The following is a 24,724-nucleotide window of genomic DNA, read 5'->3' on the forward strand; positions in this document are numbered from 1 at the left end:
GAGCGCATGGGGCTGACCCCCGCCGGCGGCATCCACAAGATCATGATGAGCGAGGCCGGCAACTTCCCGCAACTGGCCGCGTTCTACAACGACGAGGTGATCGAACCCAGCTGTGCGCTGCTGGCCGAGGTCGTGCGACGGGGGATCGCCTCGGGCGAATTCCGCGACGTCGACCCCGACGCCTGCGTGATGGTGCTGATCGGCCCGGTGCTGCACCTGGTGCTGCATCAGCACTCCATCGGCGCGGCGGGCGTCGTGCATGACCACAAGCCCGAACCCGAGGTGGTGCTGAAGCTGCAGCTCGAACTCATGTTCGAGGGACTTCTCAACCGCCCGGGAGATCCGGCCACCCCGCGGCCGGCCGCCTAGAATACCGCCCGCATTCCCGACCGCTTCCCGATTGCTTTCCCGATCGAATTTGGCGCGCCGTGCGGCGCCAGAGGACCAGAACATGAACTTCGAACAAGCCCGCTTCAACATGATCGAACAGCAGATCCGCCCCTGGGATGTGCTGGACACCTCCGTGCTGGCCCTGCTGGCGGTGGTCAAGCGCGAGGACTTCGTGCCGGCGGCCTACCGCAACGTGGCGTTCACCGATGTCGAGCTGCCGCTGGCGCACGGCCGCAAGATGCTGCCCCCGCGGGTCGAGGCCCGCTGGATGCAGGAGCTGCAGATCGAACGTCACGAGAAGGTGCTGGAGATCGGCACCGGCGCCGGCTACCTGGCCGCGCTGCTGGGCCACAAGGCACAGCAGGTCTTCACCGTCGAGCCGGACGCGCAATTGGTAGGCGCCGCCCGCGACGCGCTGCGCCGCAACGGCGTGCTGAACGTGACGGTGGTCGAGGGCGACGGCGTCAAGGGCCTGCCGGCCGAGGCGCCGTTCGACGTCATCCTGCTGTCGGGCTCGGTCGCGCAGGTGCCGCAGGCGCTGCTGGACCAACTGAAGATCGGTGGCCGCATGGGCGTGATCGTCGGCGAGGAGCCGGCCATGACCGCCCGCATCATCACCCGCACCGGCGAGCGCGAGTTCGCGACGAAGAACCTGTTCGAGACGGTGGTGCAGCGTCTGGACGGTTTCGACACGGGCTCGCATTTCTCGTTCTGAGGCGCCAGGCGTCGCCAGGGGGCTGAGGCGCCCCCGGGCGCTCAAGCAGCCCATCGCGCGTAATTGCCGTCAGGGGGTGCGAAGACTGCAAGTCGTCGCATTTCTTTCGAGGGAAGCGGGGGAGGTGATCTATAACCTCGCCCGCGGCACCCGGGTCGGATCGGAGGCGATCGACCCGACGGTGCCGAGGTACTGAATCCCGTCCGCGGCCTGGCCGCGGCCGGTCCGCAGTTGGATCGATCCGAAGAACATCACATCGACACGAGGATGCCTCATGGCCGCTGAACGCCGTCCGTCTCCGACCTCCCGCCTGCCGCGGGTCACGCTCCTGGCCGCGGCGCTCGCCTTCGCGGCGGGCGCGGCCCAGGCGCAGAGCCTGCAAGAGCTGTACGACGCGGCGCGCGCCTACGACGCGACCTTCCTCGCCGCGCGCGCGGTGGCGGACTCCGCGCAGTACCGCTACGGCCAGGCGCAGGCGTTGGCGCGCCCGAGCGTGGGCCTGGGCGTCGGCGCGACGCGCAACGAGGTCGATCTGCCGGCGATCCCCAACGGCCAGGGCGGCTCGGTCAACAGCGGGTGGCAGGGCAACACGGTCACCAATGCCGGGCTGAGCGCGAAGTACGCGATCTTCAACCGCCCGAACGCCGGCAGCATCGAACAGGCCCGCCTGGGTGTCGACGTCGCCCAGTCCGACCTGGACACGGCGGAGCAGGACCTGATCGTCCGCGTGGCGCAGGCCTACTTCGACGTGCTCGCCGCCAAGGACACGCTGTCGACCTCCAGCGCCAACAAGGCCGCGATCGCGGAGCAGCTGGCCTCGGCCAAGCGCAACTTCGAGGTCGGCACCGCGACCATCACCGACACGCGTGAGGCGCAGGCCCGCTACGACCTGGCGACCGCGCAGGAACTGGCCGCCGACAACGACCTGCGCGTCAAGCGCGTGACGCTGGACCAGCTGGTGGGTCGCGTCGGCGTCGAGCCGCGTCCGCTGGCGGTGCCGGTGGCGCTGCCGCCGGTCGCGCCGTCGAGCGTGGAGCCCTGGGTCACCCAGGCCGAGGCCGCCCATCCCGCCATCCGCAAGGCGCAACTGGGTCTGGACATCGCCAGGATCGAGATCGACCGGGCCCAGGGCGCCCGTTGGCCGACGGTCGAGCTGAACGCCTCGCTGGGCGTGCAGCGCCAGACCGGCGAGGGCGTCAGCTACACCGGCAACACCAAGCAGGGTTCGCTGGGCGTGTCGGTCAACCTGCCGGTGTACACCGGCGGCCAGATCACCAACCGCATCAAGGAAACGATGTCGTTGGAGGAGAAGTCCCGCAACGACCTGAACTTCGCCCGCCGCAGCGTCGAGGAAGGCACCAAGCGCGCCTTCTTCGGCGTCCAGTCGCTGCAGGCGCAGGTGAAGGCCTACGAGGCGGCGGAGTCCTCCACCAAGCTGGCGCTGGAAGCGACCCAGCTGGGCTACAAGGTCGGCGTGCGCGTCAACCTGGACGTGCTCAACGCCCAGACGCAGCTCTACACGACCCAGCGCGACCTCGCGAAGGCGCGCTACGACGTGCTGGTGAACAGCCTCAAGCTGCGCCAGGCGTCCGGGCAACTCCGCCCCGAGGACGTCACGGCGATCAACGCGCTGCTGGCGCCGTAAGCCCGTCATCGGGCTACCCCGAAAGAAAGCCGCCTCCGGGCGGCTGTCGTCCATCTGGCGGTCTGGTGACAGGTCTTGCGCCTGCGACGCGCGACAATCCGTCCCATGCTTTTCGTGATCTCCCCCGCGAAGTCCCTGGACTACGACACCCCGACCCCGGACGAGGTCGCGGCCCTGGCCAGCCGTCCCCAGTTCGTGCCGCAGTCGGCTGAGCTGATCGAGGTCCTCAAGACCCGGTCGCCGTCCGACATCAGCGGGTTGATGGACCTCTCCGAAGCGCTCTCGAATCTGAACGTCGCCCGATATCACGCGTGGTCGACCCGCTTCACCGACAAGAACAGCAAACCCGCCGTGCTCGCCTTCAACGGCGATGTGTACGACGGCCTGCAGGCCTCGACGCTGTCCCTGGACGACCTGCAGTGGGCGCAGCGCCATCTGGCGATCCTGTCGGGGCTTTATGGCGTGCTGCGCCCGCTGGACCGGCTTCAGCCCTACCGCCTGGAGATGGGCACCGCGCTGAAGAACGACAAGGGCGGCAACCTCTACGCCTATTGGGGCGACACCATCGCCGAGCACCTGAACGCCCGGACCGCGCAGCTCCAGTCGCCGGTGATCGTGAACCTGGCGTCGCAGGAATACTTCAGGGCCGCCGCGCGCAAGGTCCTGAAGCCGCGCGTCATCGAATGCCAGTTCGAGGACTGGAAGAATGGCCGCTACAAGATCATCAGCTTCTTCGCCAAGCGCGCGCGCGGCCTGATGGCCCGCCACGCGATCCAGCGTCGCGTCGGGACGCCGTCGGGCCTGCTGGACTTCGCCGCCGACGGCTACGCCTACGCGCCCGAGGCGAGCGAGCCGGACCGGCTGGTCTTCCGGCGCCGGATCGCCGAGTGACGGCGGGCGATCGCCGGACGCGCGTCGACCCATGAGCAGCCAAGCGTAAGCGGCGGCCCCTTTCCGGCACACCGGGATACAGGCAGACACCGATCAGTTTGATACCGTTGCGGATATGAGTAACTCGCAATACCTCACGCCCGAACTGCGCGAATGGGTGGCCGCGCAACTGCGCAATGGCATCACGCGCGAGGCCTTGTACCAGGCCATGCTCACCAGCGGCTGGCAGCCCGACATGGCGCAGCAGGCGCTGGCGGAGCACCGCCCGTTCGAGGCGCCCCTGACCCTGCCCGCGATCGCGGAGCCGGCCATCGAGGCCGGCTCGCTGCCGGAGCCCGACCTCGGCGAGCAGCGCAGCGTGCTGCTGCCCGACGGCCACCGGGTCGAGATCCTGATGACGCTGCAGCGGCCCCGGGTGATCGTGTTCGGCAATCTGCTGTCGGAGCAGGAGTGCGATGCCATCGTCAGCAATGCCGGGCAGCGCCTGGCGAGATCGGAGACGGTCGCTTCGCAGCGCGAGGGCAGCGAGGTGAACGCCGCGCGCACCAGCGAGGGCATGTTCTTCGAGCGCGGCGAGAACGAGGTCGTGGCGCGCATCGAACGCCGCCTCGCGACCCTGCTGAACTGGCCGGTGCGCAACGGCGAAGGGCTGCAGGTCCTGCATTACCGCGCCGGCGCCGAGTACCAGCCGCACTACGACTACTTCGATCCGCGGCACGCCAGCAGCAAGGCCATCCTGGAGCGCGGCGGCCAGCGGGTCGCCACGATCGTGATGTACCTGAACACGCCGACCCGAGGCGGCGCCACGGTGTTCCCCGACATCAAGCTGGACGTGATGGCGCAGAAGGGCCACGCGGTGTTCTTCAGCTACGACCGGCCCGATCCGGCGACGCTGACCTTGCATGGTGGCGCGCCGGTCGTCGAGGGCGAGAAATGGGTCGCCACAAAATGGTTACGTCAGGGCGAGTTCGTTTGACGCGGCCTTCACCGGTGGCCCGCTAGACTCCCGCTCATCGTCACGAGCGCCGGCCCCGGCCGGTGCGTCCAGAAGAAGGAAATCCTCATGAAGTCGTTGATCGCCGCCCTGGGCACCGCACTGCTGACCACGCTGGCGCAGGCGCAAGTCCAGCCGCAATCGCAGCCGCAGCCGATGGCGCCCGCCGCGGCGCCGATCCCGGCTGCCCACGCCGACATGGCCGCCCCGGCCGCGCCCGCGGCCAAGCCCGCAAAGGCTGGCGGCAAGCACAAGGCCACCGGCAAGGCGGCGAGCAAGAGCGGCAAGCACGCCACCGCGAAGAAGTCCGGCGCGAAGAAGTCCGGCGCGAAGAAGAAATCGGAGAAGCCGGCGCAGCATGCGTCGTCGGGCAAGTCCGGCGCGAAGAAGGTCGCCAACGCGAAACCGAAGAAGAGCAAGCAGCGCAGCGCTGCGGCCTGATGCCGGATCGCTGAAAACAGAAAAGCAGCCCGCGGGCTGCTTTTTTGTGGGTGCTCCCACTGCCGAGCCGCCGGGGCTCGGGAGCGGTCTCACGGCGTGTCTTAGACGCGCTTGCGGTACTCGTGGGTGCGCGTGTCGATTTCGATGTTGTCGCCCTGGGCCACGAAGATGGGCACCGGGATCTCGAAACCGGTGGCGATCTTGGCGGGCTTCAGGACCTTGCCCGAGGTGTCGCCCTTGACGGCCGGCTCGGTCCAGGTCACTTCACGCACGACGCTGGTCGGCAGTTCCACGGAGATGGCCTTGCCGTCGTAGAACACCACTTCCACTTCCATGCTGTCCTGCAGGTAGTTGATGGCGTCGCCCATGTTCTCGGCTTCCACCTCGAACTGGTTGTACTCGGAGTCCATGAACACATACATCGGATCGGCGAAGTACGTGTAGGTGCACTCCTTCTTCTCCAGGATGATCTGGTCCATCTTGTCGTCGGCCTTGAAGACGACTTCGGTGCCGGAGTTGTTCAGCAGGCTCTTCAGCTTCATGCGCACGGTGGCGGCATTGCGGCCACCGCGGCTGTATTCGGTCTTCAGCACGACCATGGGGTCCTTGCCGTGCATGATCACGTTGCCGGCGCGGATTTCTTGAGCGATCTTCATGATGATTCCGGGAGATTGGGTCGGAGAGGGGCCGGGGCCATGACCCTGACCCCTCGGTGAGAAGTCCGGTTGACACCCGGAGATCCGCGCAATCAGAACGCGGAAAAGCCGCGCATTCTAGCTCGAAAGGCCCCTCACGCGCCACCCGACAGCCCGGCAAAGGCCTGGAGGCGGGCAGTGAGATCGGGCAGCGCGGCCAGCTCGGCGCGCCACGCGCGGGCGTGCGGCGCGGCGGTGGTGAGGTCCCGAAGCGCCTGCGCGGCCTGCGAGTTCCACGGCGCCAGACCGTTCCAGGCGAGCGACAACGCGTGCCAGTGTGCCCGCAGCGGCGCGGGCGCCTCGGCCATCGACCGGGCGAGGAAGGCCTCCAGCTTCGGCCCGTGCGCGCCGTCGTCCTGGAAGTAGATCTGCCAGAGCATCGGCCGCCCGGCCCACTGCGCGCGGACGAACGAATCCTCGCCGCGCACCAGGTTCAGGTCGCAGGACCACAGCAGGCGATCGTAGTCAGCCTGGCTGAGGTGGGGCAGGGCGATCGCGCGTTGCCCGGTCCGCAGCAGGGGAGGAAGCTCCTGCTGCGGCGCGCCGGGGCACAGGAGCAGGAGCCATCCGGGTCCGAGCGCTTCGAGGAAAGACGCCAGCGGCGCGTGCGGGTAGGCGAACAGGCTGAGCACGCGTTCTCCCGCTACCGGCGCCCAGCCGTGGTCGGCCAGCCACGCGGCGCCGTCGTGGCCGTCGATGGCTCTGATCAAGCCTGGCTCGCGCAGCAGCCCGCCGGTGCGTTCGTTGAAGCCGGGATAGAAGAATCGCTTCTCCAGTCCCGCGGCCGGGCCGGAGAACTGCGGCGACTTCAAGCCGTGGCTGCGTTCGACGTAGCTTTCAGCGCTGAGGTATTCCAGGTTGATCCACGCCGGCTTCACCGCGCCTGCGGCCATCGCCGCGATGAAGGCCTCCGGCAGGTCGCAGCCGAAGGTCTCGACCACGACGTCGCCGGGCGCGGCCCGCGCGCTGTCGGCCCAGGGCAGGCAGGCGAGGCCCTCGACCGGCGTCGGCTGCATCCAGCTCAGCGGGGAGAGGTCGTCGCTCCACAGGCGCACCTGCGCGCCGCGTCCCGCGAGGTCGCGCGCCAGGCGCAGGCAGACGCCGAGATCCCCGTAGTTGTCGATGACGCGGCAGAAGATGTCCCACGTCAGCCTGTCAGGAGTCTGCGCGGCGCAAGAGGATTCGGCGGGGAGGTCGGGCATCGAGGAATTATCAGGCGGCACAATCGCGTCCCATGAGCACGACCCCCGCCGGCGCCAGCGAAGTGCCGGAGCCGATTCCCGATCCGTCCCTCGCGCCCGCGGCGCCCGAAGCGCCCGAAGCGCCGGCGGCGTCCCACGCCGACGAGTGGAACACCCAGTCCGCCGCCATCGAGGCCGCCGAGTCGCGCCGCGTCGCCGACATGGAGCGCGCCGCGCGCGAGGGCCGCGACCGGCTGCTGGCCGAGGTGCTGGCGCTGCCGGCGCTGCCCGGCGTCTACCGCTACTTCGATGCGCAGGACCATGTGCTCTACGTCGGCAAGGCGAAGAACCTGAAGCGGCGCGTCTCGAGCTATTTCCAGAAAGACCACGGCGGCACGCGCATCGGCATGATGATCGCGCGCATCGCGCGGCTGGAGACCACGGTGGTACGCACCGAGGCCGAGGCGCTGCTGCTTGAGAACAACCTGATCAAGGCGCTCAATCCGCGGTTCAACATCCTGTTCCGCGACGACAAGAGCTACCCCTACATGCGGCTGTCCGGCCATGCCTGGCCGCGCATCAGCTACTACCGCGGCGCGGTCGACCGTCGCCACCGCTACTTCGGCCCGTTCCCCAGCGCCTGGGCGGTGAAGGAATCGATCCAGCTGATCCAGAAGGTCTTCCAGCTGCGGACCTGCGAGGACACCGTCTTCAACAACCGCAGCCGGCCCTGCCTGCTGCACCAGATCCATCGCTGCACCGCGCCCTGTGTGCCCGAGGGCCAGAACGACGACTACCGCCGCAACGTCAGCAACGCGGAGCGGTTCCTGCTCGGCGAGACGCAGGAGGTGATGGACGCGCTGCAGGCGCAGATGATGACCCACGCCGAACGCTTCGAGTACGAGCAGGCGGCGGGCATCCGCAACCAGATCACCGCGCTGTCCAAGGTGCTGCAGCAGCAGGCCGTCGACGAGAACAGCGCGACGGGCCGCGACCGCGATGTCGACATCCTGGCGGTGAAGCTGCAGGGCGGACGCGCCTGCGTGAACCTGGCGATGGTGCGCGGCGGCCGGCATCTGGGCGACCGCGCGTATTTCCCCAAGCACGTCGACGACGCGACGGCCGTCCAACTGCTGGACGACGATGAGCTGACGCCGGTCGAAGGCGAAGGCGGGGGCGAGGGCGGGGGCGAGGGCGAGGGCGTTGCCACCCGCGCCGAACCGCCGAGCGCCGAACGACTGGTGCTGGAAGCCTTCATCGCGCAGCATTACCTGGAGATGGCGGTGCCGTCGCTGCTGGTGCTGTCGGAGGCGGTCGATCCCGCGCTGGCCGAGGCGCTGAGTGTGCAGGCCGGCTACCGCGTCACGACCCAGGCCCAGCCGCGCGGCCAGCGTCGCATCTGGCAGGAGATGTGCGTCAAGGGCGCGGAGATCGCGCTGGCGAGACTGCTGTCGGAAGAGGGCTCGCAGCAGGCGCGCACACGCGCGCTGATCGACGCGCTGGACCTGAGCGTCACCGAACTCGACAAGTTCCGCATCGAGTGCTTCGACATCAGTCACACGGCCGGCGAGGCGACGCAGGCGTCCTGCGTGGTCTTCGAAGGCCACCAGATGCAGAGCGCCCAGTACCGGCGCTTCAACATCGAAGGCATCACCGGCGGCGACGACTACGCCGCGATGCGCCAGGTGCTGACACGCCGTTACAGCAAGATGGCCGAGGCCGCCCAGAATGGCACCGGACGGATGCCGGACCTGGTGCTGGTGGACGGCGGCAAGGGACAGGTGTCGATGGCGCGCGAGGTCTTCCAGCAGCTCGGCGTCGACCTGAGCCTCATCGTCGGCGTTGAGAAGGGCGAAGGGCGCAAGGTCGGCCTGGAAGAACTCGTCTTCGCCGACGGGCGCGAGAAGGTCTACCTCGGACGCGATTCGGCGGCGCTGATGCTGGTCGCGCAGATCCGGGACGAGGCCCACCGCTTCGCCATCACCGGCATGCGGGCCAAGCGCGCGTCGATCCGGACGGGCGGCTCGCGCCTGGAGGACGTGCCCGGCGTCGGCCCGAAGAAGCGGGCGCAGCTGCTGCAGCGCTTCGGCGGCGTGCGGGGCGTGGCCGGCGCGAGCGTCGAGGAGCTCTGCACCGTCAAGGGCATCTCGCGCGAGCTCGCGGAGGAAATCTATCGCGCGCTGCATTGAACGGCGCGCGGCTCGTTGGGGCTTGTTGGGGCTAGTTGGAAAAAGGCATGACACCGATCGATCGAATGACCTGGATGCGAGGGCTGCGCTGGAGCGGCGAGCTGGCGCTCGCGCTGTCGCTGGCGGCCTGCGGTGGACCGACGCAGCGCCAGCCGGACCGTCCCCCGGTGCAGGAGGTCCCCGGCGGCTCGCCGGCGGCCACGCCGGTCGCTCCGGGCGGACCGGTGCCGACCTCGCCGGCCGTGCGTCGCGGCCTGCCGCTGCCGGCGCCGCAGGCGGTCCGCTCGCACGAGGACCTGCGCCGTCAGGCCGCGCAGCGTTTGGTCGCGGCCAATCCGGACGGCACCTACATGGGCGAGGTGCCGCCCGAGCTGCTGGCGATCCCCGTGCTGGAGGTGGAGCTCAACCAGGACGGTTCCATCCGGCGCATCCGCGTGCTGCGCAAGCCGACCCAGGCCGAGGACACCATCGAGGTCGCCATCGCGGCGGTGCGCCGCGCCGCGCCCTTCGGCGACGTGAGCCGGCTGCCCAAGCCCTGGAAGTTCGTCGAAGTCTTCCTGTTCGACGACGACCGGCGCTTCAAGCCGCGCACCCTCGACGATTAAGCGATCACCGACGGTTTCGCGCCGTGAAACGTGGGCACAATGCCGCCCATGTTCTGGACGCTGCCAACCTTGCTGACCTGGGCCCGCATCGTGGCCATCCCGCTGATCGTCGGGGTGTTCCACCTGCAGATGTCGCCCGCCCATCAAAACCTGCTGGCCACGGTCCTCTTCATCACGGTGGCCCTGACCGACTGGGCGGACGGCTACCTGGCGCGCAAGCTCAACCAGACCTCGTCCTTCGGCGCCTTCCTGGATCCGGTGGCCGACAAGTTCCTGGTCTGCGCGGCGCTGCTGGTGCTGCTGGAACAGCAGCGCGTGGACGCGCTGGTGGCGCTGGTCATCGTCGGACGCGAGATCGCCATCTCGGCGTTGCGCGAGTGGATGGCGCAGATCGGCGCCTCCCGCTCGGTGGCGGTGCACATGCTGGGCAAGCTCAAGACCACGGTGCAGATGGTGGCCATCCCCTTCCTGCTGTTCGACGGCAGGCTGTTCGAGGTCATCAATACCCGCCTTTGGGGCACCTGGCTGATCTACCTGGCCGCCGTGCTGACCATCTGGTCGATGGTCTATTACCTGCAGAAGGCGCTGCCCGAGATCCGGGCCAAGGTGCGCTGAAACGGTCGCCGGGCCGGTCACCCGGCGATCTGCGTTGCAACAGCGCGTATCGGGACTTCCCCCTTGTCTGGACGCGCGGGCAATGCGTCTAGAATCCGCTTCCCGCGCCGTTCGGGCGGCCTGGCAAACCAATGAGGGGGTACCTTCGTGAACAAGTCCGAATTGATCGAGCACATCGCCAAGCAGGCGGACATTTCCAAGGCGGCCGCGGGGCGCGCGTTGGAGGCTGTCATCGGCGGTGTGAAGACCACGCTCAAGAAGAACGGGACGGTGTCGCTGGTGGGCTTCGGCACCTTCAGCGTCACGAAGAGAGCGGCCCGCACCGGCCGCAACCCGCGCACGAACGAGGCGATCAAGATCAAGTCGGCGAAGGTGCCGAAGTTCCGTCCGGGCAAGGCCCTCAAGGACGCGGTGAACTGAAAGCCGGGACCTGAAGAATTCCGGGCGCTTAGCTCAGTTGGTAGAGCACCTCCCTTACACGGAGATTGTCGGCGGTTCGAGCCCGTCAGCGCCCACCAGAAAACCGAGGCAGATCCACGTGAACCGTGGACTAGAATGCCGCGGCCCAAAGGCGAACCACGGTTCGCCTTTGTCGTATGTGAAATGACCAGAGTGAAATGACCTGAGGTTGTTGATGTTCGATTTTGTTCGCAAGCACACGCGGCTGTTCCAGTTCATCCTGCTGATCCTGATCGTGCCGTCCTTCGTGCTGGTCGGCGTGGAGGGCTACAGCCGCTTCATGGATGGCGGCAACGCGACGGTGGCCACCGTGGACGGCCACAAGATCACGCAGTCCGAATGGGACCAGGCGCAGAAGACCCAGGTCGAGCGCATGCGCATGGAATCGCCGACCATGGACCCCAAGGTCTTCGATTCGCCGGAGGTGCGCAAGGACGTGCTGGAGAACCTGCTGCGCGAGCGCGTGCTCGCCGCCGTGGTGGCCGATGAGCACCGCACCATCAGCAACGAGCAGCTGATCGAGTTGATCAAGACGGATCCGCAACTCGCGCCGCTGCGCGACGTGGAGACCGCCAAGCGCATCGCCGCGCAACAGGGCATGACGGTCGACGGTCTGCTGCAGAACGTCCGCCAGAGTCTTCAGACCAACGGCGTGCTGGGTCCGATCGCGCAGAGCGCGCTGCCGACGCAGGCGAGTGCCAATCTGGCCTTCGACGCGCTGCTGCAGCAGCGCGAGCTGCAGTTCCAGACCTTCGCCGCGAAGGACTTCGCCGCGACGCTGAAGCCGACGGACGCCGACCTCGAGGCCTACTACAAGGACCCGAAGGTGTCCGCGAAGTTCCAGCTGCCGGAAAGCGCCGACATCGAGTATGTCGTGCTGGACGCCGCCGCGCTGGCGGCCGGCGTGACGGTCAACGCCGACGAGGTGCAGAAGTTCTACGACGAGAACAAGGCGCGCTTCACCAGCGATGAGGAACGCCGTGCCAGCCACATCCTGATCAAGGCGGGCGGCGACATGCCGGCGGCCGACAAGGCCAAGGCGAAGGCCAAGGCCGACGAACTGCTGGCCGAGGCGCGCAAGAACCCGGCCGGCTTCGCCGAGCTGGCGAAGAAGAACTCCGAAGACCCGGGCTCGGCCGCGAATGGCGGCGATCTGGACTTCTTCGGCAAGGGTGCGATGGTCAAGCCCTTCGAGGATGCCGTCTACGCGCTGAAGAGGGGTGAGATCAGCAACGTCGTCCAGTCCGACTTCGGCTATCACATCATCCTGCTGACGGACGTCCGGGGCGGTCAGGTGCGTCCGTTCGACACCGTCAAGGCCGGCATCGAAGCCGACCTGCGTCGTCAGCTGGCGCAGAAGCGCTACACCGAGCAGGCGGACAGCTTCAGCGACACGGTCTACAGCGACGCGGATTCGCTGAAGCCGGCGGCTGACAAGTTCAAGCTGACGATCCAGAAGGCGACGGTGCAACGCAAGGCCGCGCCCGACGCGACCGGTGTGCTGGCGTCGCCGAAGCTGCTGGAGGCGGTGTTCGCGGCGGACTCGCTGAGCAAGAAGCAGAACACGGCGGCCATCGAGGCCGGCGGCAACCAGATGGTGTCGGCGCGTGTCGTCACCTACAAGCCGGCGCGCGTGCCGCCGCTGGCCGAGGTCAAGCCGATGCTGACGATGGCCTGGGTGGCGGACCACGCCGCGCAGGCCGCGAAGAAGGCGGGCGAAGCCCGTCTGGCCGAACTGCAGAAGGGCGGCGATGCCAAGGGCCTGGGCGAGGCGCTGACGGTGTCGCGCGCCAAGCCTGGCGTGCTGCCGCAGAAGGCGCTGGACCAGGTCTTGCGCGCCGACGTCGCCAAGCTGCCGGCCTATGTCGGCGTGGACGCGGGCAACGGCGATTTCCTGGTCGCGAAGATCGACAAGATCCTGCCGCGCGATCCGGCGCTGATCGATGCCAAGCGGGCGGCGGAACAGTACGCGCGCGCCTGGAGCGCGGTCGAGATGGCGAGCTACTACAACGTGCTCAAGGCCGACTACAAGGCGGCGATCAAGCCGGCGGTGCTGAAGGCCACGGCGGCCTCGGCGCCGGCGAACTGATCGGTCCCAGGACAAGGCAACGGGCGGCACTCGCGCGGTTCGAAAGTATTTTCAGAAGAACCGCAGAAAGTGCTTCCCACAGAGGAGAAAAGTGGCCATAATCTAAGGCTTCTCCAGTGGTGGCTATAGCTCAGTTGGTAGAGTCCCAGATTGTGATTCTGGTTGTCGTGGGTTCGAGTCCCATTAGCCACCCCACCCAATAAGAAACGCCCGCAAGACGCAAGTCCTGCGGGCGTTTTCCATTGCAGTTTGCAAGCTGAGCGTGCACGTCCTGAGCGGAGGGCTGCGGGCGGGGGTGATGCGTGTTCGACAGGCACTCGCGGACGTACACCGGCACGCGCTGCACCGCCAAGGTGTTCCGCGAGACCAGCGCGTGATCCAGGAGGTCCTCCACCAAACGCTGGCAGGTGTCCAACTGGCGCTCGATGACATCTCAGCGCCTGATCCAGCGGCGCGCCGGGCGATCCTCCCGCGAGCCCCCGTCTGTACGGCGGCGAACCCAAGCCCGCCGTGGTTCACATGTCGGGGACAGGCAAGGCCGTCAGCAGTCGGTTGTATTCGTTCTTCACGACGGCGTAGCACTCGCAGGTGCGCTGCTCCAGCCCTGGACGATCCAGCACCGTGATATGACCGCGTCGATAGCGGATGAGACCCGCGTCCTGCAGGTTGCCCGCCGCCTCCGTGACGCCCTCCCGGCGCACGCCCAGCATGTTGGCGATCAATTCCTGCGTCATGACGAGGTCGTCGCCGTGCAGCCGGTCCAGGCTGAGCAGCAGCCAGCGGCAGAGCTGCTGATCCAGGGAATGGTGGCGGTTGCACACCGCCGTCTGCGACATCTGCGTCAGCAACGCCTGCGTGTAGCGCAGCAGCAGCTGCATCACCTTGCCGGCCCGGTTGAACTCCTTGAGCATCAGGTCCGATCGCAACCGCAGCAGCTGGCCGGCGCTCTGCACCACGCCCCGGCTCGGCGTGGTCTGGCCGCCCATGAAGAGCGACACACCCAGCACGCCCTCGTAACCCACGATGGAGATCTCGGCCGAGCCGCCGTCCTCGAGCACGTAGAGCAGCGACACGATGCAGGTCGTCGGGAAGTAGACGTGCGACAGCTGTCCGCCCGACTCGTAGAGCACCTGCCCGAGCGCCGCATCCACGACTTCCAGATCCGGCAGCCAGCGGGCCAGTTCGTCATCCGAGAGCGCGGCCAGGAGTCGGTTCTCGCGGGCCAACTGCATGCTCACCATCAGGGCTCCTTGCGGCTGAAAGTCGCCGATCGAGTATAGGTCGATGCATGCGGGGCTCCGGCGTCGGGGAGCGGCCATCCGATGCGTGGCGAGCGTTCGCTGGCGCACGGACCCCGCGGGCGTATCGGCGCAGGCTGTGGACTGGTCGCGATCGCCACCGTCAACTCCCTTCATCCTTCCAGGAGCTCCCATGTCCAAACGTCAGCACGGCAACAAGGAAGCGAAAAAGCCCAAGCAAGTCCGGCCGCCCACGCCGACGCCCGCCATGCCCGGTCCCGCGATCCCACCGGTGGCGCCCTCGCGCGTCGGCCGCCGGTAGATGGACGCGTCCTGCGCCGGCCGCCTGAACAGCCTGAGCCTGCTGCAACGCTGCAAGGTGACCGGCAACGACGGCGACATCGGGCACGTACGCCTGGCCCTGTTCGACACGACGGACTGGCGCATCCACTTCCTGGTGCTCGAAGCCAGCCCCTGGCTGTTCGGCCGCTGGGTGCTGATCCTGCCGTCGCTGCTGTTGCAGCCGATCGAGCGGGGGAGCATGCACATGGACGCCAGCCGTCGCACCGTCAGGATGAGCCCGACGCTGCATCCGCTTCAGGGCATCTCCGCGCAGCAGGCCCACGCCGCGCGGATGCACTACGGGATGGAGACCCCGGTCGCCGCGGACCTGCCGCTCCTCATCGAGACGGCACTGCTGGACTGCGAACTGACGTCGGGTGGCGTCGGCATCGGTCGGGTGGTGGACCTGATCTACGACGACGTGGCGTGGACGCTGCGCTATCTGCTGGTGGACACGAGCGCGTGGTGGCCCGGCGGGCATCGCGTGCTGATCGGCGTGCGCTGGATCGAGGCGATCGACATCGTGGCCAAGCAGTTGTGCCTGTCCATGGATCGTGCGTCGGTGCGAGCCAGTCCGCCGTTCCAGGACATCGCGTCCATCGATCGCGATTACGAATCCCTGCTGCATCGCGGATATGGCCGGGACCGCTATTGGGTGGAACCGCCGCTCGCTGCCTGATACGCGCGAGACGCGCCCGCAGGGGCTGACACCCCGGCGGGACGTTCGCGTCACTCTTGCGCCGCCTCGCGATTCACGGCCGCTTCGGCGAGTTCCGACATCAATTCGTCGGCGTCATACATGTCGTCGACGGCCTCTTTCAACTGCCGCGCGTCGTCGTCCAGCTGCAAGGCACTGGCGAAGGCGGCGACCGTGCCGAAGCCCGTGATGCCGTAATGCGTCATGCGCTGGTATTGCGCAATGATCGCGGCGTCCAGCACCGGACCCTCTTCCGGCGGGTCCTCGAGGACGTGCTTGAAGGCTTCCTTCACCAGGCCTTCCATGCCCTTGCAGTGCTCCTTGGCCACCTCTTCGCCCTGGTTGGCGATCAGCGCCTTCAGGAGGTCGGTGTGGTCGGCGATGCCCGCCTGGGCTTCTTCGAGCATCTGCAACAGCTTCTCGTTCGTGGCCTGCGGCGCGATCTTCTCGAGCGCGCGCGCCATCTGGTCGTTGGCGGACCAGAGGTCCTTCAGTTCGTCGACGTACAGGTCGGACAGGGATGAAATCTTGGCCATGGTGGCGCTCCAGAAAAGGGTGGATGGGGGAGGGACGGGGAAAGGAAGGGCGCACGGGATCGGTCCGGTCGCCGGCGGCGTGATGTCGCCGGCGGCTGCCCGCGCTCACGCGTCGCCGGCGCGCGGGTGCGCGGAGAAGAAGCAGATCATCTGACCGGCCGCGTCCGGCCCTTGCCAGTCGGCATGGGAGCCGCGCCGGTCGCCGCCGGACCAGGCATGGCCCGCGCCGTCGATGAGCCAGAGCTCGGCCAGCGTGCGGCCGTCGGTGGCGACGCTGGTCTTGCGCGTGTAGGCGCGTCCGCCTTCGCGACCGTGCTCGACGCGGTCCGTGGTCGTGAGGCCGGCCGTCGCATCGGCGTACACATGCTCGCCGTTGAGCGGATGCACCGTCATGTCGCGGGTGCCGTGGAAGACGATCGTCGGGATCGCCTGCGGCGGCGGCGCGGCGGGACGCGCCGTGTTGCGCGTCTCCTGTCCCGTCCGCATCATGGCGAGCGCCTCCGGCGCGCTGGCGACCGCGCCGCACGGCAGGCCCGAATGCACGCCGACCGACGCGAACAGCTCCGGGTAGGTCTGGCCGAGCACCGCCGCCATCGCACCGCCGGCGGACAGTCCCGCGACGTGCACGCGGCGCGCATCGACCTCATGCCCGGCCATGACGTGATGCGTGAGCGCCGCGAGCAGTGCCGGCTCGCCGCGACCGCGCTCCTGATGGCTGGTCTTGAACCAGTTCCAGCAGCCTTGCGGATTGACCTTCGTCGACTGCTCCGGATAGAGCACCAGCCATCCGTGGCGTTTCGCGACCTCGTTCATGCGCGTCCCGGCGGCGAAGTCGTCGGGGTTCTGCGTGCAGCCGTGCAGCATCAGCAGCAGCGGACGCGGCACCGACGGGTCGCCGGGCGGGACATAGAGCTTGTAGTCGATGGACACGCGGCCGTGCGCGTAGTTGCCGGCGAGGAACCGCTCCTCGTCCATGACTGGTGCGCGGGTCTCGCGCGCGGGGGGCGCCTCGTGACCGGCATGAGGCCGCCGGACGTCAGGGACGCCCTGGCGATCATGGACGTCCCGGGCGTCGAGCACCTCGCGCGCGACCGGCGGGGACCGCAGTCCCTCCGCCACGCCGATCTCGACGAAGCGATCGTCGATCACGCGCGCCTCGACGTCGATCACCTCACCGCGCCGCGCGTCGGTGTTGGCCTCGGCCTCGGCCTCGGCCTCGGCCGTCGTGTCGGCCGCGCCGGCCAGGGCGTTCTGGATGGAACGCGTGGCCCCCATCAGATCGCCGCCGCGCGTCTGCAAGGCAGCCCGCGACATCATTCGTTGGAAGTCGGGATTCATCAGGGTTCTTTCGTGACGCAGGCATACCGGGCGAACCCGGCGACCCGCTCGCGGACAGCGGTGCCGGCGGGGGCGGCGGTGAAGGCGGTGGCGACGCGGCCCATCACCGGGCCACGTTCTGGCCGTCGGCCGCGGCCCAGCTGCGCTCGAAATGCGCCGCGTCCTCGTCGTTCTTCGCGCGCAGGCCCATCAGGATGCCGCCGTTGCGCACGCCTTCCTCGTATTGCTTGACGCGTTCCTCCGGCATGTTCCAGCCGATCAGCGCGCCGATCAGGCCGCCGCCGGCCGCACCGGCGCCCGCACCTGCGGCGGCCGCGGCGAGCGGCCCCGCGATGATCAAGCCCAGGCCCGGCAGTACCAGACTGGTTCCGACGGCGGCGACCGCCGCGGCGATCGCGCCCACGGTACCGCCGATGGCGCCGCCGATGCCGGCGCCCTCCGCGGCCTTGTTGCCGAGTTCGGTCTCGACGCTCGATTCGCCGAAGTGGCGCTGGCGTGTGTCGTCGGACATGACCAGATCGATGTCCTTGGGCTCGTAGCCGCGATCATTGGCCGCGCTGTAGGCGGACTCCGCGCTCGCGCGATCGGGGAAGAGGCCGGTGACCAGACGGTCCTTCGCGGGGGAGGTGCCCGCGGCGGCGATGCTGGTCGTGGTGGGGGTCGTGTTCATGAAGAGTTCCTTGTTCGAAAAAGCGGGACGGAAGCGGGGGAGAGAAGACGGCGACGGGGTCCATGACGATACGAGCGGGGAAGCAGGTCCTGCTGGTCGAAGAGGCCGGTGGAGCCCGCATGCCTGGACAAGGCATACCGGGCCCCCGCTTGTCGATGCCTGCGCGCAAGGACCGTTTACCTATGAGGCGCGGCACATCCGGCGCAGGGCGTCTCGGGAAGTTCTCTCTACGGTTACGGGGTATCGGTGTCGATTACCGGTCGCGGGAACTCCGCCGGACATCGGTGCCCGCTTGGCGACGAGTTGAGCGTTCGAAGGGCGGCACTCCTCGTCGAACTCGAGCAAACCGCCGCGCCGTGAGCCGGTCACTTGGAGGCAGGACCACGAGCGGTGCTGCCGGTGTCGACGCGCGCGGCAGGAACGGTATCTGCCGCATGCCGTCGGACTTTCCGCAGAACCACGAGGACGACCATGCCTAAATCACCCACTCCGCCCGCTTCCCCTTCCCGCAAGGGATCGGCCGCCAGCAACGCCCCGGGCGACGCCGGCTCGAAGGCCGCCGCCCGCAACACCGACAGCGCTCCCGCCACCGCGCCGACCGATGACGGCGGCGACGTCGCGCTGCAGAAGTCCGTCGAGACCGGCCAGTTGGCCGCTGCCTTCCCGTTCAACGCCAACAAGGCCGGCGAGCACGGCTTCGACCAGGGCGTCACGCCTCAGGCCGGTGCGACCGCCACGCCGCCGTCGCGCGTGCCGCTGGGCAGCACGCTGTCCGAGCGCCAGACCAACGACAAGGTCGGCACGCAGGCCCCCGAAGGCCGCAACGCAACGATCGCGCCGCTGGACCGCGTGCGTGTCGACTCCTCGGGCCAGGCACTGACGACCAACCAAGGCGTGCGCATCGCCGACAACCAGAACTCGCTGAAGGCCGGTCCGCGCGGCCCGGTGCTGCTGGAGGACTTCATCCTCCGCGAGAAGATCACCCACTTCGACCACGAGCGCATCCCCGAGCGCATCGTGCATGCGCGCGGTTCCGCCGCCCACGGCTTCTTCGAGTGCTACGACGCGATCACCGACCTCACCAAGGCGGCGCCGTTCAAGGAGGCGGGCAAGCAGACGCCCGTGTTCGTGCGCTTCTCCACCGTGCAGGGCGGCGCCGGCAGCAAGGACACGGCGCGCGACGTGCGCGGCTTCGCCGTCAAGTTCTACACCGACGAAGGCAACTGGGACCTGGTCGGCAACAACATGCCGGTGTTCTTCATCCAGGACGCGATGAAGTTCCCCGACCTCGTCCACGCGGTGAAACCCGAGCCGCACCACCACATGCCCGAGGCCGCCAGCGCGCACGACACCTTCTGGGACTTCGTGTCGCTGATGCCCGAGTCCACGCACATGCTGATGTGGGTGATGAGCGACCGCGGGATCCCGCGTTCCTACGCGACGATGCAGGGCTTCGGCGTCCACACCTACCGCTTCGTCAACGAGGCCGGCGACAGCGTGTTCGTGAAGTTCCACTGGACGCCCAAGGCCGGCACGCACTCGCTGGTCTGGGACGAGGCGGTGAAGATCTCCGGCGCCGACCCGGACTATCACCGCCGCGACCTCTGGGAGCGCATCGAGTCGGGCGCGTTCCCCGAGTACGAGCTCGGCGTTCAGGTCTTCACCGAGGAGCAGGCGGACGCCTTCAGCTTCGACATCCTCGACGCCACCAAGATCGTCCCGGAGGAACTGGTGCCGGTGCGTCCCATCGGGCGCATGGTGCTGAACCGCAATCCGGACAACTTCTTTGCCGAGACGGAGCAGGTCGCCTACTGCACCGCGCACGTGATCCCGGGGATCGACTTCAGCAACGACCCGCTGCTGGCGGGGCGCATCCACTCCTACGTGGATACGCAGATCACGCGCCTGGGCGGCCCCAACTTCCACGAGATCCCCATCAACGCGCCGGTCGCGCAGGTGCACAACAACCAGCGCGACGGCGCGCATCGGCAGGCGATCCCGCGCGGGCGCGTGTCCTACGAGCCCAACTCGCTGGCCGGCGGCTGCCCGTTCCAGGCGGGCGCGGCTCAGGGCTTCACCTCCGTGGCGGCGCGGCAGCGCGGCTCGGATGAGCAGGCCAAGGTGCGCGCCAAGCCCGAACTCTTCGCCGAGCACTACAACCAGGCGCGCCTGTTCTTCGAGAGCCAATCGCCGCCCGAGCAGGCCCACATCGCCGCGGCCTTCCGATTCGAGTTGAGCAAGGTGACGGTGCCCGCGATCCGCGAGCGCATGCTGTCCTCGCTGCGCAACGCGTCGGAAGAACTGGCGGCAAAGGTGGCCGACGGCTTGAACATGCCCCTGCCGCCGGCGATGCCCCTGGCCATCGAGAACCCGCCGGAACCGGAGGTGCGCAGGTCGCCGTCGCTGTCGCTGCTGGCGCGTCCGGGCGACGGCTCCATCGCCGGCCGCAAGGTGGTGATCCTGGTGGCCGACGGCGTCATCGGACAAGGCGCCAAGGACGTCCATGCCGCCCTGTTCGCTCAAGGCGCGGTGCCGCGCTTCGCGGCGCCGCGCATCGGACCGGTCAAGACGGCCGACGGCGTGGTGATCGAGGCGGACGTGTCGCTGGAGAACGAACCCGGTTTCCTGTTCGATGCGCTGGTCGTGCCGGACGGGGAGGAGGCGATCCGCGCCCTCGGCCGCGACGCCCATGTCTACGAGTTCATCCGCGACCAGTTCCGGCATTGCAAGCCGATCCTGGCCCTGGGGGCCGGTGTCTCGCTGCTGCGCGCCGCGGGCCTGGGACCGGCGCTTGAACCCGACGCCATGACCCCCGGCCTCATCACCGGCGACTCGGCGGCCGAAGGCGTGAAGGCGCTGATCGAAGGCCTCGCGACCCATCGCCACTTCGAACGCGAATCCGACCCGCCGAAGGTCTGAGTCAACGGAGTTCCACCGGCGCCCGAGGGCGCCGGTCCGCATGTCACGTTGGCGCCGCGACCGGATGTCCCGAGACGTCGAAGGGGGGCGGCCTCGCCAGCGGGAGACGCACGAGGAACTCGCTACCTTGCCCGGCGCCTTCGCTCTTGGCCTCCACCGTGCCGTGATGCAGCGAGACGATTTCCTTGACCAGCGCCAGGCCGATGCCCAGGCCGTCCCCGCGCCGGGTCGTCGCGCCGTCGGCCTGCGTGAACATGTCGAAGATGCGGACCTGAAGATCGGCACCGATCCCCTGTCCCGTGTCCTGAACCTTCAGCACGAAGTGCGACTGGTCCACATTGAGCAGCACCGACACCTGCCCGCCGCGCGGCGTGAACTTGATGGCGTTGTTCAGCAGGTTCATCACGACCTGAAGGAGGCGGCCCCCATCGGCCTCCGCATGCACCGGCGCCGGCGGCAGCACGCCGATCAGCGCGACGCCGGCGGCGGAGGCGGCGTCCCTGCAGGCGTCCATCGCGTCCTGGAGCAACTGCAGCAGATCCACCCGGTCATAGCTCAGGGTCATCCTGCCACGGCCCGCGCGCGTCATGTCGATCAGATCCTCGACCAGCCGGTCCATCACGGCAAGCTGCCGGCTGAGGATCTTGACGGCCTGCTCCTGTCGCGCCGGTTCGGACGGCGGCGACAGCAGGCGCGTCGCCAGCCGCATCGGATGCAGCGGATTGCGCAACTCGTGCGCGATGGTGGCGAGGAAGAGGTCATGCGCCTGCCGTTCCCCGGTGAGACGCTGGACCTCGTTCTCCAGCCGCAGGGTGCGCAGCTGCAGATGCGTCGCGTCGCGGAACAGCTTGGCGAAGCCGTGCAGCGTCCCGCCGTCGTACAGCGGCAGCGTCAGTCCGCTGGCCCAGAAGCGCGAGCCGTCCTGGCGCACGTGCCAGCGCTCGTCCTCCGCGGCGCCCAGGGTGCGAGAGGCGTTGAGTTCGTGGACATGCTGCCCGCCCGCGATGTCCTCCGGAGTGAAAAGGATCCCGAAGCTCTGTCCCACGACCTCGTCGGCGGCGAATCCGGTGACGGCGTAAGCGCCTTCGGTCCAGCCGACGATCGAGCCGGCCGTGTCGAGGAAGACAATGCCGTACTGGCTGTCCCGCACGGTGAGCAGGTCCAGCACGAGGCCGAGGTCGGCCTGCAGCCAGGCTCCGTGAGCGGAGCGGTGCAGGGTCATGGTGTGGTCTCGGCGAGATTCATGGCCAGGACCTACGCAAGGACGGTGCCCGGCGGCATCGGTCACGATGACCGAGAACACCGATGGAATCGGTAATCCGGGCCGATCGACGCGAGCTCCACGTCCTGCCTGACCGATGGGGGCGACCGTCGCATCCGCCGATGGCGCTGTCCTGGATCGCCCGGACTCAAGCGCGGCGCCGTGATCTGCGACGGCATGGAAACGTGGAGCACATGACGCGATGCGACAGTCGCAGCTTGAGCTCGCGGCGCCATGGGGTCTGTGGGTTGCCACACGCAGGGTGTCATGCGGTCACTTGAGCCCGGGGACGCCCGGAGACGCCGGGAGGAGGTTCTCGCATGCGCAGGAAAAAATGGTGATGCCTGCTCAGGCTTCCGTGCTTCAATCAGCGCCACTGACCGCACGCGCACCTGGGCCTCCCAGACCTCGCGTCAGCCAGGCGCTGCGGGGGAACGGACGATGAGCAAGTCACTGATGGTCGACTTCCAGCACACGTTTGAAGACACGGGCCGATCCGTCAAGGTGTGCGCCGACGTCATCGCGAGGGACCGCTTCCTGACCTGGATCGCCACCTTCCACATGGCCCCCAAGGTCTTCGAGATGACCGGCTGCGTGTGCAAGGCCGACGACGAGAGCGCGCGCCACGCCGTGATCTGGTCGATCGGCCAGGCGCTCGACGTCAAGCGCTTCGACTGAAGTCCTGCCAGGCGCTCAAGGGGGCTGTGGCCTCAGCGCCAGGCTTTAACGCCAGACCTTGGCGCCAGACCTCAACGCCAGGCCCCGGCCTGCAGGCTCTTCGGGCCGCTACGTACGGCGCCGGACAGACGCGCCGTGTCGCTCGCCCCATGCTGGGGACTCACTGCCCTTGGAGGCACCCCCATGAACATCCCCCATTCGCCGACGCGGCATGCCGCGTTGACGCTCATCACCTTCGCTGCGCTGGTGCTTGGCGCCTGCGCCACCACGCCGGATCCCGTCGCCCAACTGGCGGTCGCCGAAGCGGCCGTCCAGGGCGCCAACACGCCGGGCACCGCGCAGCTTGCCGGCGCGCAACTCCAGCTGGCCATCGGCAAGCTCACCGCGGCACGCGCGGCCCAGACGGCCAAGGACTACGTGGGCGCCCGCAGGCTGGCCGACGAGGCCCAGGTCGACGCGCAGGCCGCGGTGGCGCACGCGCAGGCCGCGCGCTCGCAGCAGGCCTCGGCCGAATCGCAGGCCGCCGCGCGCGCCCTGGACGAAGAGGCGGCCCGCCGCACGCCGCGTTGATCCGCCCCCATCGAATCGAAGGACGCCCCATGAATGCCTTGACCCCGCTCCACCTCCTGCTCGTTTCCACCTTGGCCGCATCGTTGGCGGCATGCGGCGCCTTGCCCGATCGCCATGCGTCCCTGGACCGTGCGCACGCGCGCCATGACGCGGTGCGCGCCGATCCGCAGGTCACCCGCCTCGCCCCGAACGAGCTGATGCGCGCCGACGCCGCGTTGACCCAGGCGGACGCCGCGGCGAAGGCCGGCGCCGACAAAGCGGACATCGACCACCTGGCCTACATCGCGCAACAGCGCGTCGTCATTGCGCAGGAGGCTGCGACGTCCCGCGCCGCGCAGGCGCAGGTGGACCGCATCGCCGCCGAGCGTGATCAGAAGCGCCTGATGCTGCGCACGCAGGAAGCCGAGACGGCCCAACGGCAGCTGGCCCAATCGCGACGCGACAACGTCCGGCAGGACGTCGCGCTGACCGCGGCGAACACGCGGATGTCGCGCGATCAATCGGAGCTCGCGAACAAGGAGGTGCGGGTGAGGGAGCTGGAGACCCAGCTGACCGACCTGCAGGCGGTCCGCACCGATCGCGGCATGGTGCTCACGCTCGGCGACACGTTGTTCGAGACCGGACGAGCGACCTTGAGCGCCGAGGGAGGCCGCAGCATGGGAAAGCTCGTCGACTACCTCAAGCGCGATCCGACGCGCGGTGCGGTCGTCGAAGGGCACACGGACAACGTCGGCTCCCAGGCGTCCAACCTCGCGCTGTCGGAACGGCGCGCGGAAGCGGTGCTGAACGCGCTGGTCCGCCAGGGCGTCCGCAACGATCAGCTCAGCACGCGTTCCTACGGATCCGCGCAGCCCGTGGCCTCCAATGAGACGGCGGCCGGCAGGCAGATGAACCGGCGCGTGGAGGTGTTGTTGAGTCCGGTGAAGGTGCAGTGAGGGCGGGAGGGCCGATGGCCCTCAGCCGACGACATGCCGACGCGCGGTCTGCGCGTGCGCGTGGGCGCGGCGCGTCCGGATGCCGATGAGCCCCAACCCCAGCAGCACCAGCGCCGCGGTGCCCGGCTCCGGCACCGCCGACGCCGTCACGTCGAAGGTCAGGCTGCCTCGCAGCCATTCGCCTTCCGCGACGTCGAGCGCGAAGTCCTTGTACGCCTCGCTGAACTCAAGGCGCAGCAGACCGTCCGCGCCGACGCTAAGCCCGAACGGGCTCAGGTCGAGCGAGCCGCTGTAGCTGCCGGCGCCGCTCGCGAAGTCCGCGCCGCCGGGCGCGAACGTGAGCAGGTCCAAGCCGCTCGATCCGCCGAAGCTCACCTGCATCTCCGACAGCACGCTCGGCGCGAAGGCGTTCAGATCGAGCGACCAGGACAGCGAATTCAGCACCGCGTTCGCGCCGACATCGATGAGCCAGACCGTGTTGCCGGCTTCGCCCTGCAGGTTGATGCTCTGCGCGCCGCCGACATCGATGGCCACGGGCGTGGCCTGCACGGGGGCGCTCGCGAGGCCCAGCAGGGCGGAGGCGGCCACGACGGACGCGGCGGCGAAGTGATGGAGTCTCTTCATGATGTCG

At 68.6% G+C, this 24,724-nt stretch carries 25 protein-coding genes and 2 tRNA genes; 19 read left to right on the forward strand and 8 right to left on the reverse strand.

Going from position 1 to position 24,724, the window contains the following annotated elements; genetic code table 11:
• From PV762_RS05820 to PV762_RS05845, 6 genes are all read left to right on the forward strand, one after another.
• Window positions 1-369: TetR-like C-terminal domain-containing protein (locus PV762_RS05820; RefSeq protein WP_421034084.1), on the forward strand; the 369-nt coding region annotated here is incomplete at its 5' end.
• Between the two features lie 82 nt (window positions 370-451).
• The gene (locus tag PV762_RS05825) at window positions 452-1,105 is read left to right on the forward strand and encodes a protein-L-isoaspartate O-methyltransferase family protein (RefSeq protein WP_421034085.1); all 654 of its coding nucleotides are present in this window, start codon (window positions 452-454) and stop codon (window positions 1,103-1,105) included.
• 274 nt (window positions 1,106-1,379) lie between these two features.
• Window positions 1,380-2,750, forward strand: coding sequence for a TolC family outer membrane protein (locus PV762_RS05830; protein WP_421034086.1), 1,371 nt, complete (start codon window positions 1,380-1,382; stop codon window positions 2,748-2,750).
• Between the two features lie 105 nt (window positions 2,751-2,855).
• The gene (yaaA, locus tag PV762_RS05835; protein ID WP_421034087.1) at window positions 2,856-3,641 is read left to right on the forward strand and encodes a peroxide stress protein YaaA; all 786 of its coding nucleotides are present in this window, start codon (window positions 2,856-2,858) and stop codon (window positions 3,639-3,641) included.
• Between the two features lie 115 nt (window positions 3,642-3,756).
• Window positions 3,757-4,617 carry a 2OG-Fe(II) oxygenase gene (locus tag PV762_RS05840; RefSeq protein ID WP_421034088.1) on the forward strand — a complete coding sequence of 287 codons (861 nt, stop codon included), beginning with the start codon at window positions 3,757-3,759 and terminating at the stop codon, window positions 4,615-4,617.
• An 87-nt stretch (window positions 4,618-4,704) separates the two neighbouring features.
• Complete coding sequence (locus PV762_RS05845; protein ID WP_421034089.1) at window positions 4,705-5,076, forward strand: hypothetical protein; 372 nt, start codon at window positions 4,705-4,707, stop codon at window positions 5,074-5,076.
• Between the two features lie 101 nt (window positions 5,077-5,177).
• Here the strand turns inward: PV762_RS05845 and efp are convergent, their stop codons facing one another.
• Both efp and earP read right to left on the reverse strand, forming a co-directional pair.
• The gene (gene efp, locus PV762_RS05850) at window positions 5,178-5,732 is read right to left on the reverse strand and encodes an elongation factor P (protein ID WP_088406857.1); all 555 of its coding nucleotides are present in this window, start codon (window positions 5,730-5,732) and stop codon (window positions 5,178-5,180) included.
• Between the two features lie 134 nt (window positions 5,733-5,866).
• On the reverse strand, window positions 5,867-6,973 hold the full coding sequence (gene earP, locus PV762_RS05855) for an elongation factor P maturation arginine rhamnosyltransferase EarP (protein ID WP_421034090.1): 1,107 nt from the start codon (window positions 6,971-6,973) through the stop codon (window positions 5,867-5,869).
• Window positions 6,974-7,173: 200 nt separating this feature from the next.
• On the opposite strand from earP, the gene uvrC reads away from it, so the two are divergent.
• The 7 genes from uvrC to PV762_RS05890 all read left to right on the forward strand — a co-directional run bounded on the left by uvrC (window position 7,174) and on the right by PV762_RS05890 (window position 13,104).
• Window positions 7,174-9,141 carry an excinuclease ABC subunit UvrC gene (gene uvrC, locus PV762_RS05860; RefSeq protein ID WP_421034121.1) on the forward strand — a complete coding sequence of 656 codons (1,968 nt, stop codon included), beginning with the start codon at window positions 7,174-7,176 and terminating at the stop codon, window positions 9,139-9,141.
• Window positions 9,142-9,206: 65 nt separating this feature from the next.
• Entirely contained in the window at window positions 9,207-9,746 is a 540-nt protein-coding gene (locus PV762_RS05865; protein WP_421034091.1) for a hypothetical protein, read from the forward strand.
• 48 nt (window positions 9,747-9,794) lie between these two features.
• Entirely contained in the window at window positions 9,795-10,361 is a 567-nt protein-coding gene (gene pgsA / locus PV762_RS05870) for a CDP-diacylglycerol--glycerol-3-phosphate 3-phosphatidyltransferase (RefSeq protein ID WP_421034092.1), read from the forward strand.
• 147 nt (window positions 10,362-10,508) lie between these two features.
• Window positions 10,509-10,781, forward strand: a complete 273-nt coding sequence (locus PV762_RS05875; RefSeq protein WP_067270581.1) for an HU family DNA-binding protein — start codon at window positions 10,509-10,511, stop codon at window positions 10,779-10,781.
• Window positions 10,782-10,803: 22 nt separating this feature from the next.
• A tRNA-Val gene (locus tag PV762_RS05880) sits at window positions 10,804-10,879 on the forward strand.
• Window positions 10,880-10,995: 116 nt separating this feature from the next.
• Window positions 10,996-12,909: a peptidylprolyl isomerase gene (locus PV762_RS05885; RefSeq protein ID WP_421034093.1), complete on the forward strand. Its 1,914-nt coding sequence runs from the start codon at window positions 10,996-10,998 to the stop codon at window positions 12,907-12,909.
• A gap of 119 nt (window positions 12,910-13,028) precedes the next feature.
• Window positions 13,029-13,104 (forward strand) — tRNA-His (locus PV762_RS05890).
• 320 nt (window positions 13,105-13,424) lie between these two features.
• Here the strand turns inward: PV762_RS05890 and PV762_RS05895 are convergent.
• Entirely contained in the window at window positions 13,425-14,150 is a 726-nt protein-coding gene (locus tag PV762_RS05895; RefSeq protein WP_421034094.1) for a Crp/Fnr family transcriptional regulator, read from the reverse strand.
• 190 nt (window positions 14,151-14,340) lie between these two features.
• On the opposite strand from PV762_RS05895, the gene PV762_RS05900 reads away from it, so the two are divergent.
• Together PV762_RS05900 and PV762_RS05905 are read left to right on the forward strand one after the other, a co-directional pair.
• Window positions 14,341-14,469, forward strand: a complete 129-nt coding sequence (locus tag PV762_RS05900; RefSeq protein WP_421034095.1) for a hypothetical protein — start codon at window positions 14,341-14,343, stop codon at window positions 14,467-14,469.
• Window positions 14,470-15,168, forward strand: a complete 699-nt coding sequence (locus tag PV762_RS05905; RefSeq protein WP_421034096.1) for a hypothetical protein — start codon at window positions 14,470-14,472, stop codon at window positions 15,166-15,168.
• Between the two features lie 50 nt (window positions 15,169-15,218).
• Here the strand turns inward: PV762_RS05905 and PV762_RS05910 are convergent, their stop codons facing one another.
• From PV762_RS05910 to PV762_RS05920, 3 genes are all read right to left on the reverse strand, one after another.
• Window positions 15,219-15,722, reverse strand: coding sequence for a ferritin-like domain-containing protein (locus PV762_RS05910; RefSeq protein ID WP_421034097.1), 504 nt, complete (start codon window positions 15,720-15,722; stop codon window positions 15,219-15,221).
• A 105-nt stretch (window positions 15,723-15,827) separates the two neighbouring features.
• The gene (locus PV762_RS05915) at window positions 15,828-17,060 is read right to left on the reverse strand and encodes an alpha/beta hydrolase family esterase (RefSeq protein WP_421034098.1); all 1,233 of its coding nucleotides are present in this window, start codon (window positions 17,058-17,060) and stop codon (window positions 15,828-15,830) included.
• 103 nt (window positions 17,061-17,163) lie between these two features.
• A complete protein-coding gene (locus PV762_RS05920; RefSeq protein WP_421034099.1) occupies window positions 17,164-17,730 on the reverse strand; it encodes a hypothetical protein in 567 nt (188 codons plus the stop codon).
• 471 nt (window positions 17,731-18,201) lie between these two features.
• Between PV762_RS05920 and PV762_RS05925 the strand changes: the two genes are divergently transcribed.
• Window positions 18,202-20,649 (forward strand): catalase, encoded by a 2,448-nt coding sequence (locus PV762_RS05925; protein WP_421034100.1) that lies wholly within the window; start codon window positions 18,202-18,204, stop codon window positions 20,647-20,649.
• Between the two features lie 43 nt (window positions 20,650-20,692).
• Here the strand turns inward: PV762_RS05925 and PV762_RS05930 are convergent, their stop codons facing one another.
• Entirely contained in the window at window positions 20,693-21,871 is a 1,179-nt protein-coding gene (locus tag PV762_RS05930; RefSeq protein ID WP_421034101.1) for an ATP-binding protein, read from the reverse strand.
• Window positions 21,872-22,351: 480 nt separating this feature from the next.
• Between PV762_RS05930 and PV762_RS05935 the strand changes: the two genes are divergently transcribed.
• From PV762_RS05935 to PV762_RS05945, 3 genes are all read left to right on the forward strand, one after another.
• Window positions 22,352-22,588 carry a hypothetical protein gene (locus tag PV762_RS05935; protein WP_421034102.1) on the forward strand — a complete coding sequence of 79 codons (237 nt, stop codon included), beginning with the start codon at window positions 22,352-22,354 and terminating at the stop codon, window positions 22,586-22,588.
• 183 nt (window positions 22,589-22,771) lie between these two features.
• Window positions 22,772-23,158: a DUF4398 domain-containing protein gene (locus tag PV762_RS05940; protein ID WP_421034103.1), complete on the forward strand. Its 387-nt coding sequence runs from the start codon at window positions 22,772-22,774 to the stop codon at window positions 23,156-23,158.
• Window positions 23,159-23,187: 29 nt separating this feature from the next.
• Window positions 23,188-24,093: an OmpA family protein gene (locus tag PV762_RS05945; protein WP_421034104.1), complete on the forward strand. Its 906-nt coding sequence runs from the start codon at window positions 23,188-23,190 to the stop codon at window positions 24,091-24,093.
• Window positions 24,094-24,114: 21 nt separating this feature from the next.
• On the opposite strand, the gene PV762_RS05950 is transcribed toward PV762_RS05945, so the two are convergent.
• On the reverse strand, window positions 24,115-24,717 hold the full coding sequence (locus PV762_RS05950; RefSeq protein ID WP_421034105.1) for a PEP-CTERM sorting domain-containing protein: 603 nt from the start codon (window positions 24,715-24,717) through the stop codon (window positions 24,115-24,117).
• Window positions 24,718-24,724: the final 7 nt, after the last annotated feature.

The organism is Mitsuaria sp. CC2 (assembly GCF_048957715.1).
GTDB lineage: Bacteria > Pseudomonadota > Gammaproteobacteria > Burkholderiales > Burkholderiaceae_C > Roseateles.

Bases quoted from the DNA above. Each gene is read 5' to 3' on its own strand.
- PV762_RS05825 (WP_421034085.1), top strand. From the start codon at position 452: ATGAACTTCGAACAAGCCCGCTTCAACATGATCGAACAGCAGATCCGC.
- PV762_RS05830 (WP_421034086.1), top strand. From the start codon at position 1,380: ATGGCCGCTGAACGCCGTCCGTCTCCGACCTCCCGCCTGCCGCGGGTC.
- yaaA (WP_421034087.1), top strand. From the start codon at position 2,856: ATGCTTTTCGTGATCTCCCCCGCGAAGTCCCTGGACTACGACACCCCG.
- PV762_RS05840 (WP_421034088.1), top strand. From the start codon at position 3,757: ATGAGTAACTCGCAATACCTCACGCCCGAACTGCGCGAATGGGTGGCC.
- PV762_RS05845 (WP_421034089.1), top strand. From the start codon at position 4,705: ATGAAGTCGTTGATCGCCGCCCTGGGCACCGCACTGCTGACCACGCTG.
- efp (WP_088406857.1), bottom strand. From the start codon at position 5,732: ATGAAGATCGCTCAAGAAATCCGCGCCGGCAACGTGATCATGCACGGC.
- earP (WP_421034090.1), bottom strand. From the start codon at position 6,973: ATGCCCGACCTCCCCGCCGAATCCTCTTGCGCCGCGCAGACTCCTGAC.
- uvrC (WP_421034121.1), top strand. From the start codon at position 7,174: ATGGAGCGCGCCGCGCGCGAGGGCCGCGACCGGCTGCTGGCCGAGGTG.
- PV762_RS05865 (WP_421034091.1), top strand. From the start codon at position 9,207: ATGACCTGGATGCGAGGGCTGCGCTGGAGCGGCGAGCTGGCGCTCGCG.
- pgsA (WP_421034092.1), top strand. From the start codon at position 9,795: ATGTTCTGGACGCTGCCAACCTTGCTGACCTGGGCCCGCATCGTGGCC.
- PV762_RS05885 (WP_421034093.1), top strand. From the start codon at position 10,996: ATGTTCGATTTTGTTCGCAAGCACACGCGGCTGTTCCAGTTCATCCTG.
- PV762_RS05895 (WP_421034094.1), bottom strand. From the start codon at position 14,150: ATGGTGAGCATGCAGTTGGCCCGCGAGAACCGACTCCTGGCCGCGCTC.
- PV762_RS05900 (WP_421034095.1), top strand. From the start codon at position 14,341: ATGTCCAAACGTCAGCACGGCAACAAGGAAGCGAAAAAGCCCAAGCAA.
- PV762_RS05905 (WP_421034096.1), top strand. From the start codon at position 14,470: ATGGACGCGTCCTGCGCCGGCCGCCTGAACAGCCTGAGCCTGCTGCAA.
- PV762_RS05910 (WP_421034097.1), bottom strand. From the start codon at position 15,722: ATGGCCAAGATTTCATCCCTGTCCGACCTGTACGTCGACGAACTGAAG.
- PV762_RS05915 (WP_421034098.1), bottom strand. From the start codon at position 17,060: ATGAATCCCGACTTCCAACGAATGATGTCGCGGGCTGCCTTGCAGACG.
- PV762_RS05920 (WP_421034099.1), bottom strand. From the start codon at position 17,730: ATGAACACGACCCCCACCACGACCAGCATCGCCGCCGCGGGCACCTCC.
- PV762_RS05925 (WP_421034100.1), top strand. From the start codon at position 18,202: ATGCCTAAATCACCCACTCCGCCCGCTTCCCCTTCCCGCAAGGGATCG.
- PV762_RS05930 (WP_421034101.1), bottom strand. From the start codon at position 21,871: ATGACCCTGCACCGCTCCGCTCACGGAGCCTGGCTGCAGGCCGACCTC.
- PV762_RS05935 (WP_421034102.1), top strand. From the start codon at position 22,352: ATGAGCAAGTCACTGATGGTCGACTTCCAGCACACGTTTGAAGACACG.
- PV762_RS05940 (WP_421034103.1), top strand. From the start codon at position 22,772: ATGAACATCCCCCATTCGCCGACGCGGCATGCCGCGTTGACGCTCATC.
- PV762_RS05945 (WP_421034104.1), top strand. From the start codon at position 23,188: ATGAATGCCTTGACCCCGCTCCACCTCCTGCTCGTTTCCACCTTGGCC.
- PV762_RS05950 (WP_421034105.1), bottom strand. From the start codon at position 24,717: ATGAAGAGACTCCATCACTTCGCCGCCGCGTCCGTCGTGGCCGCCTCC.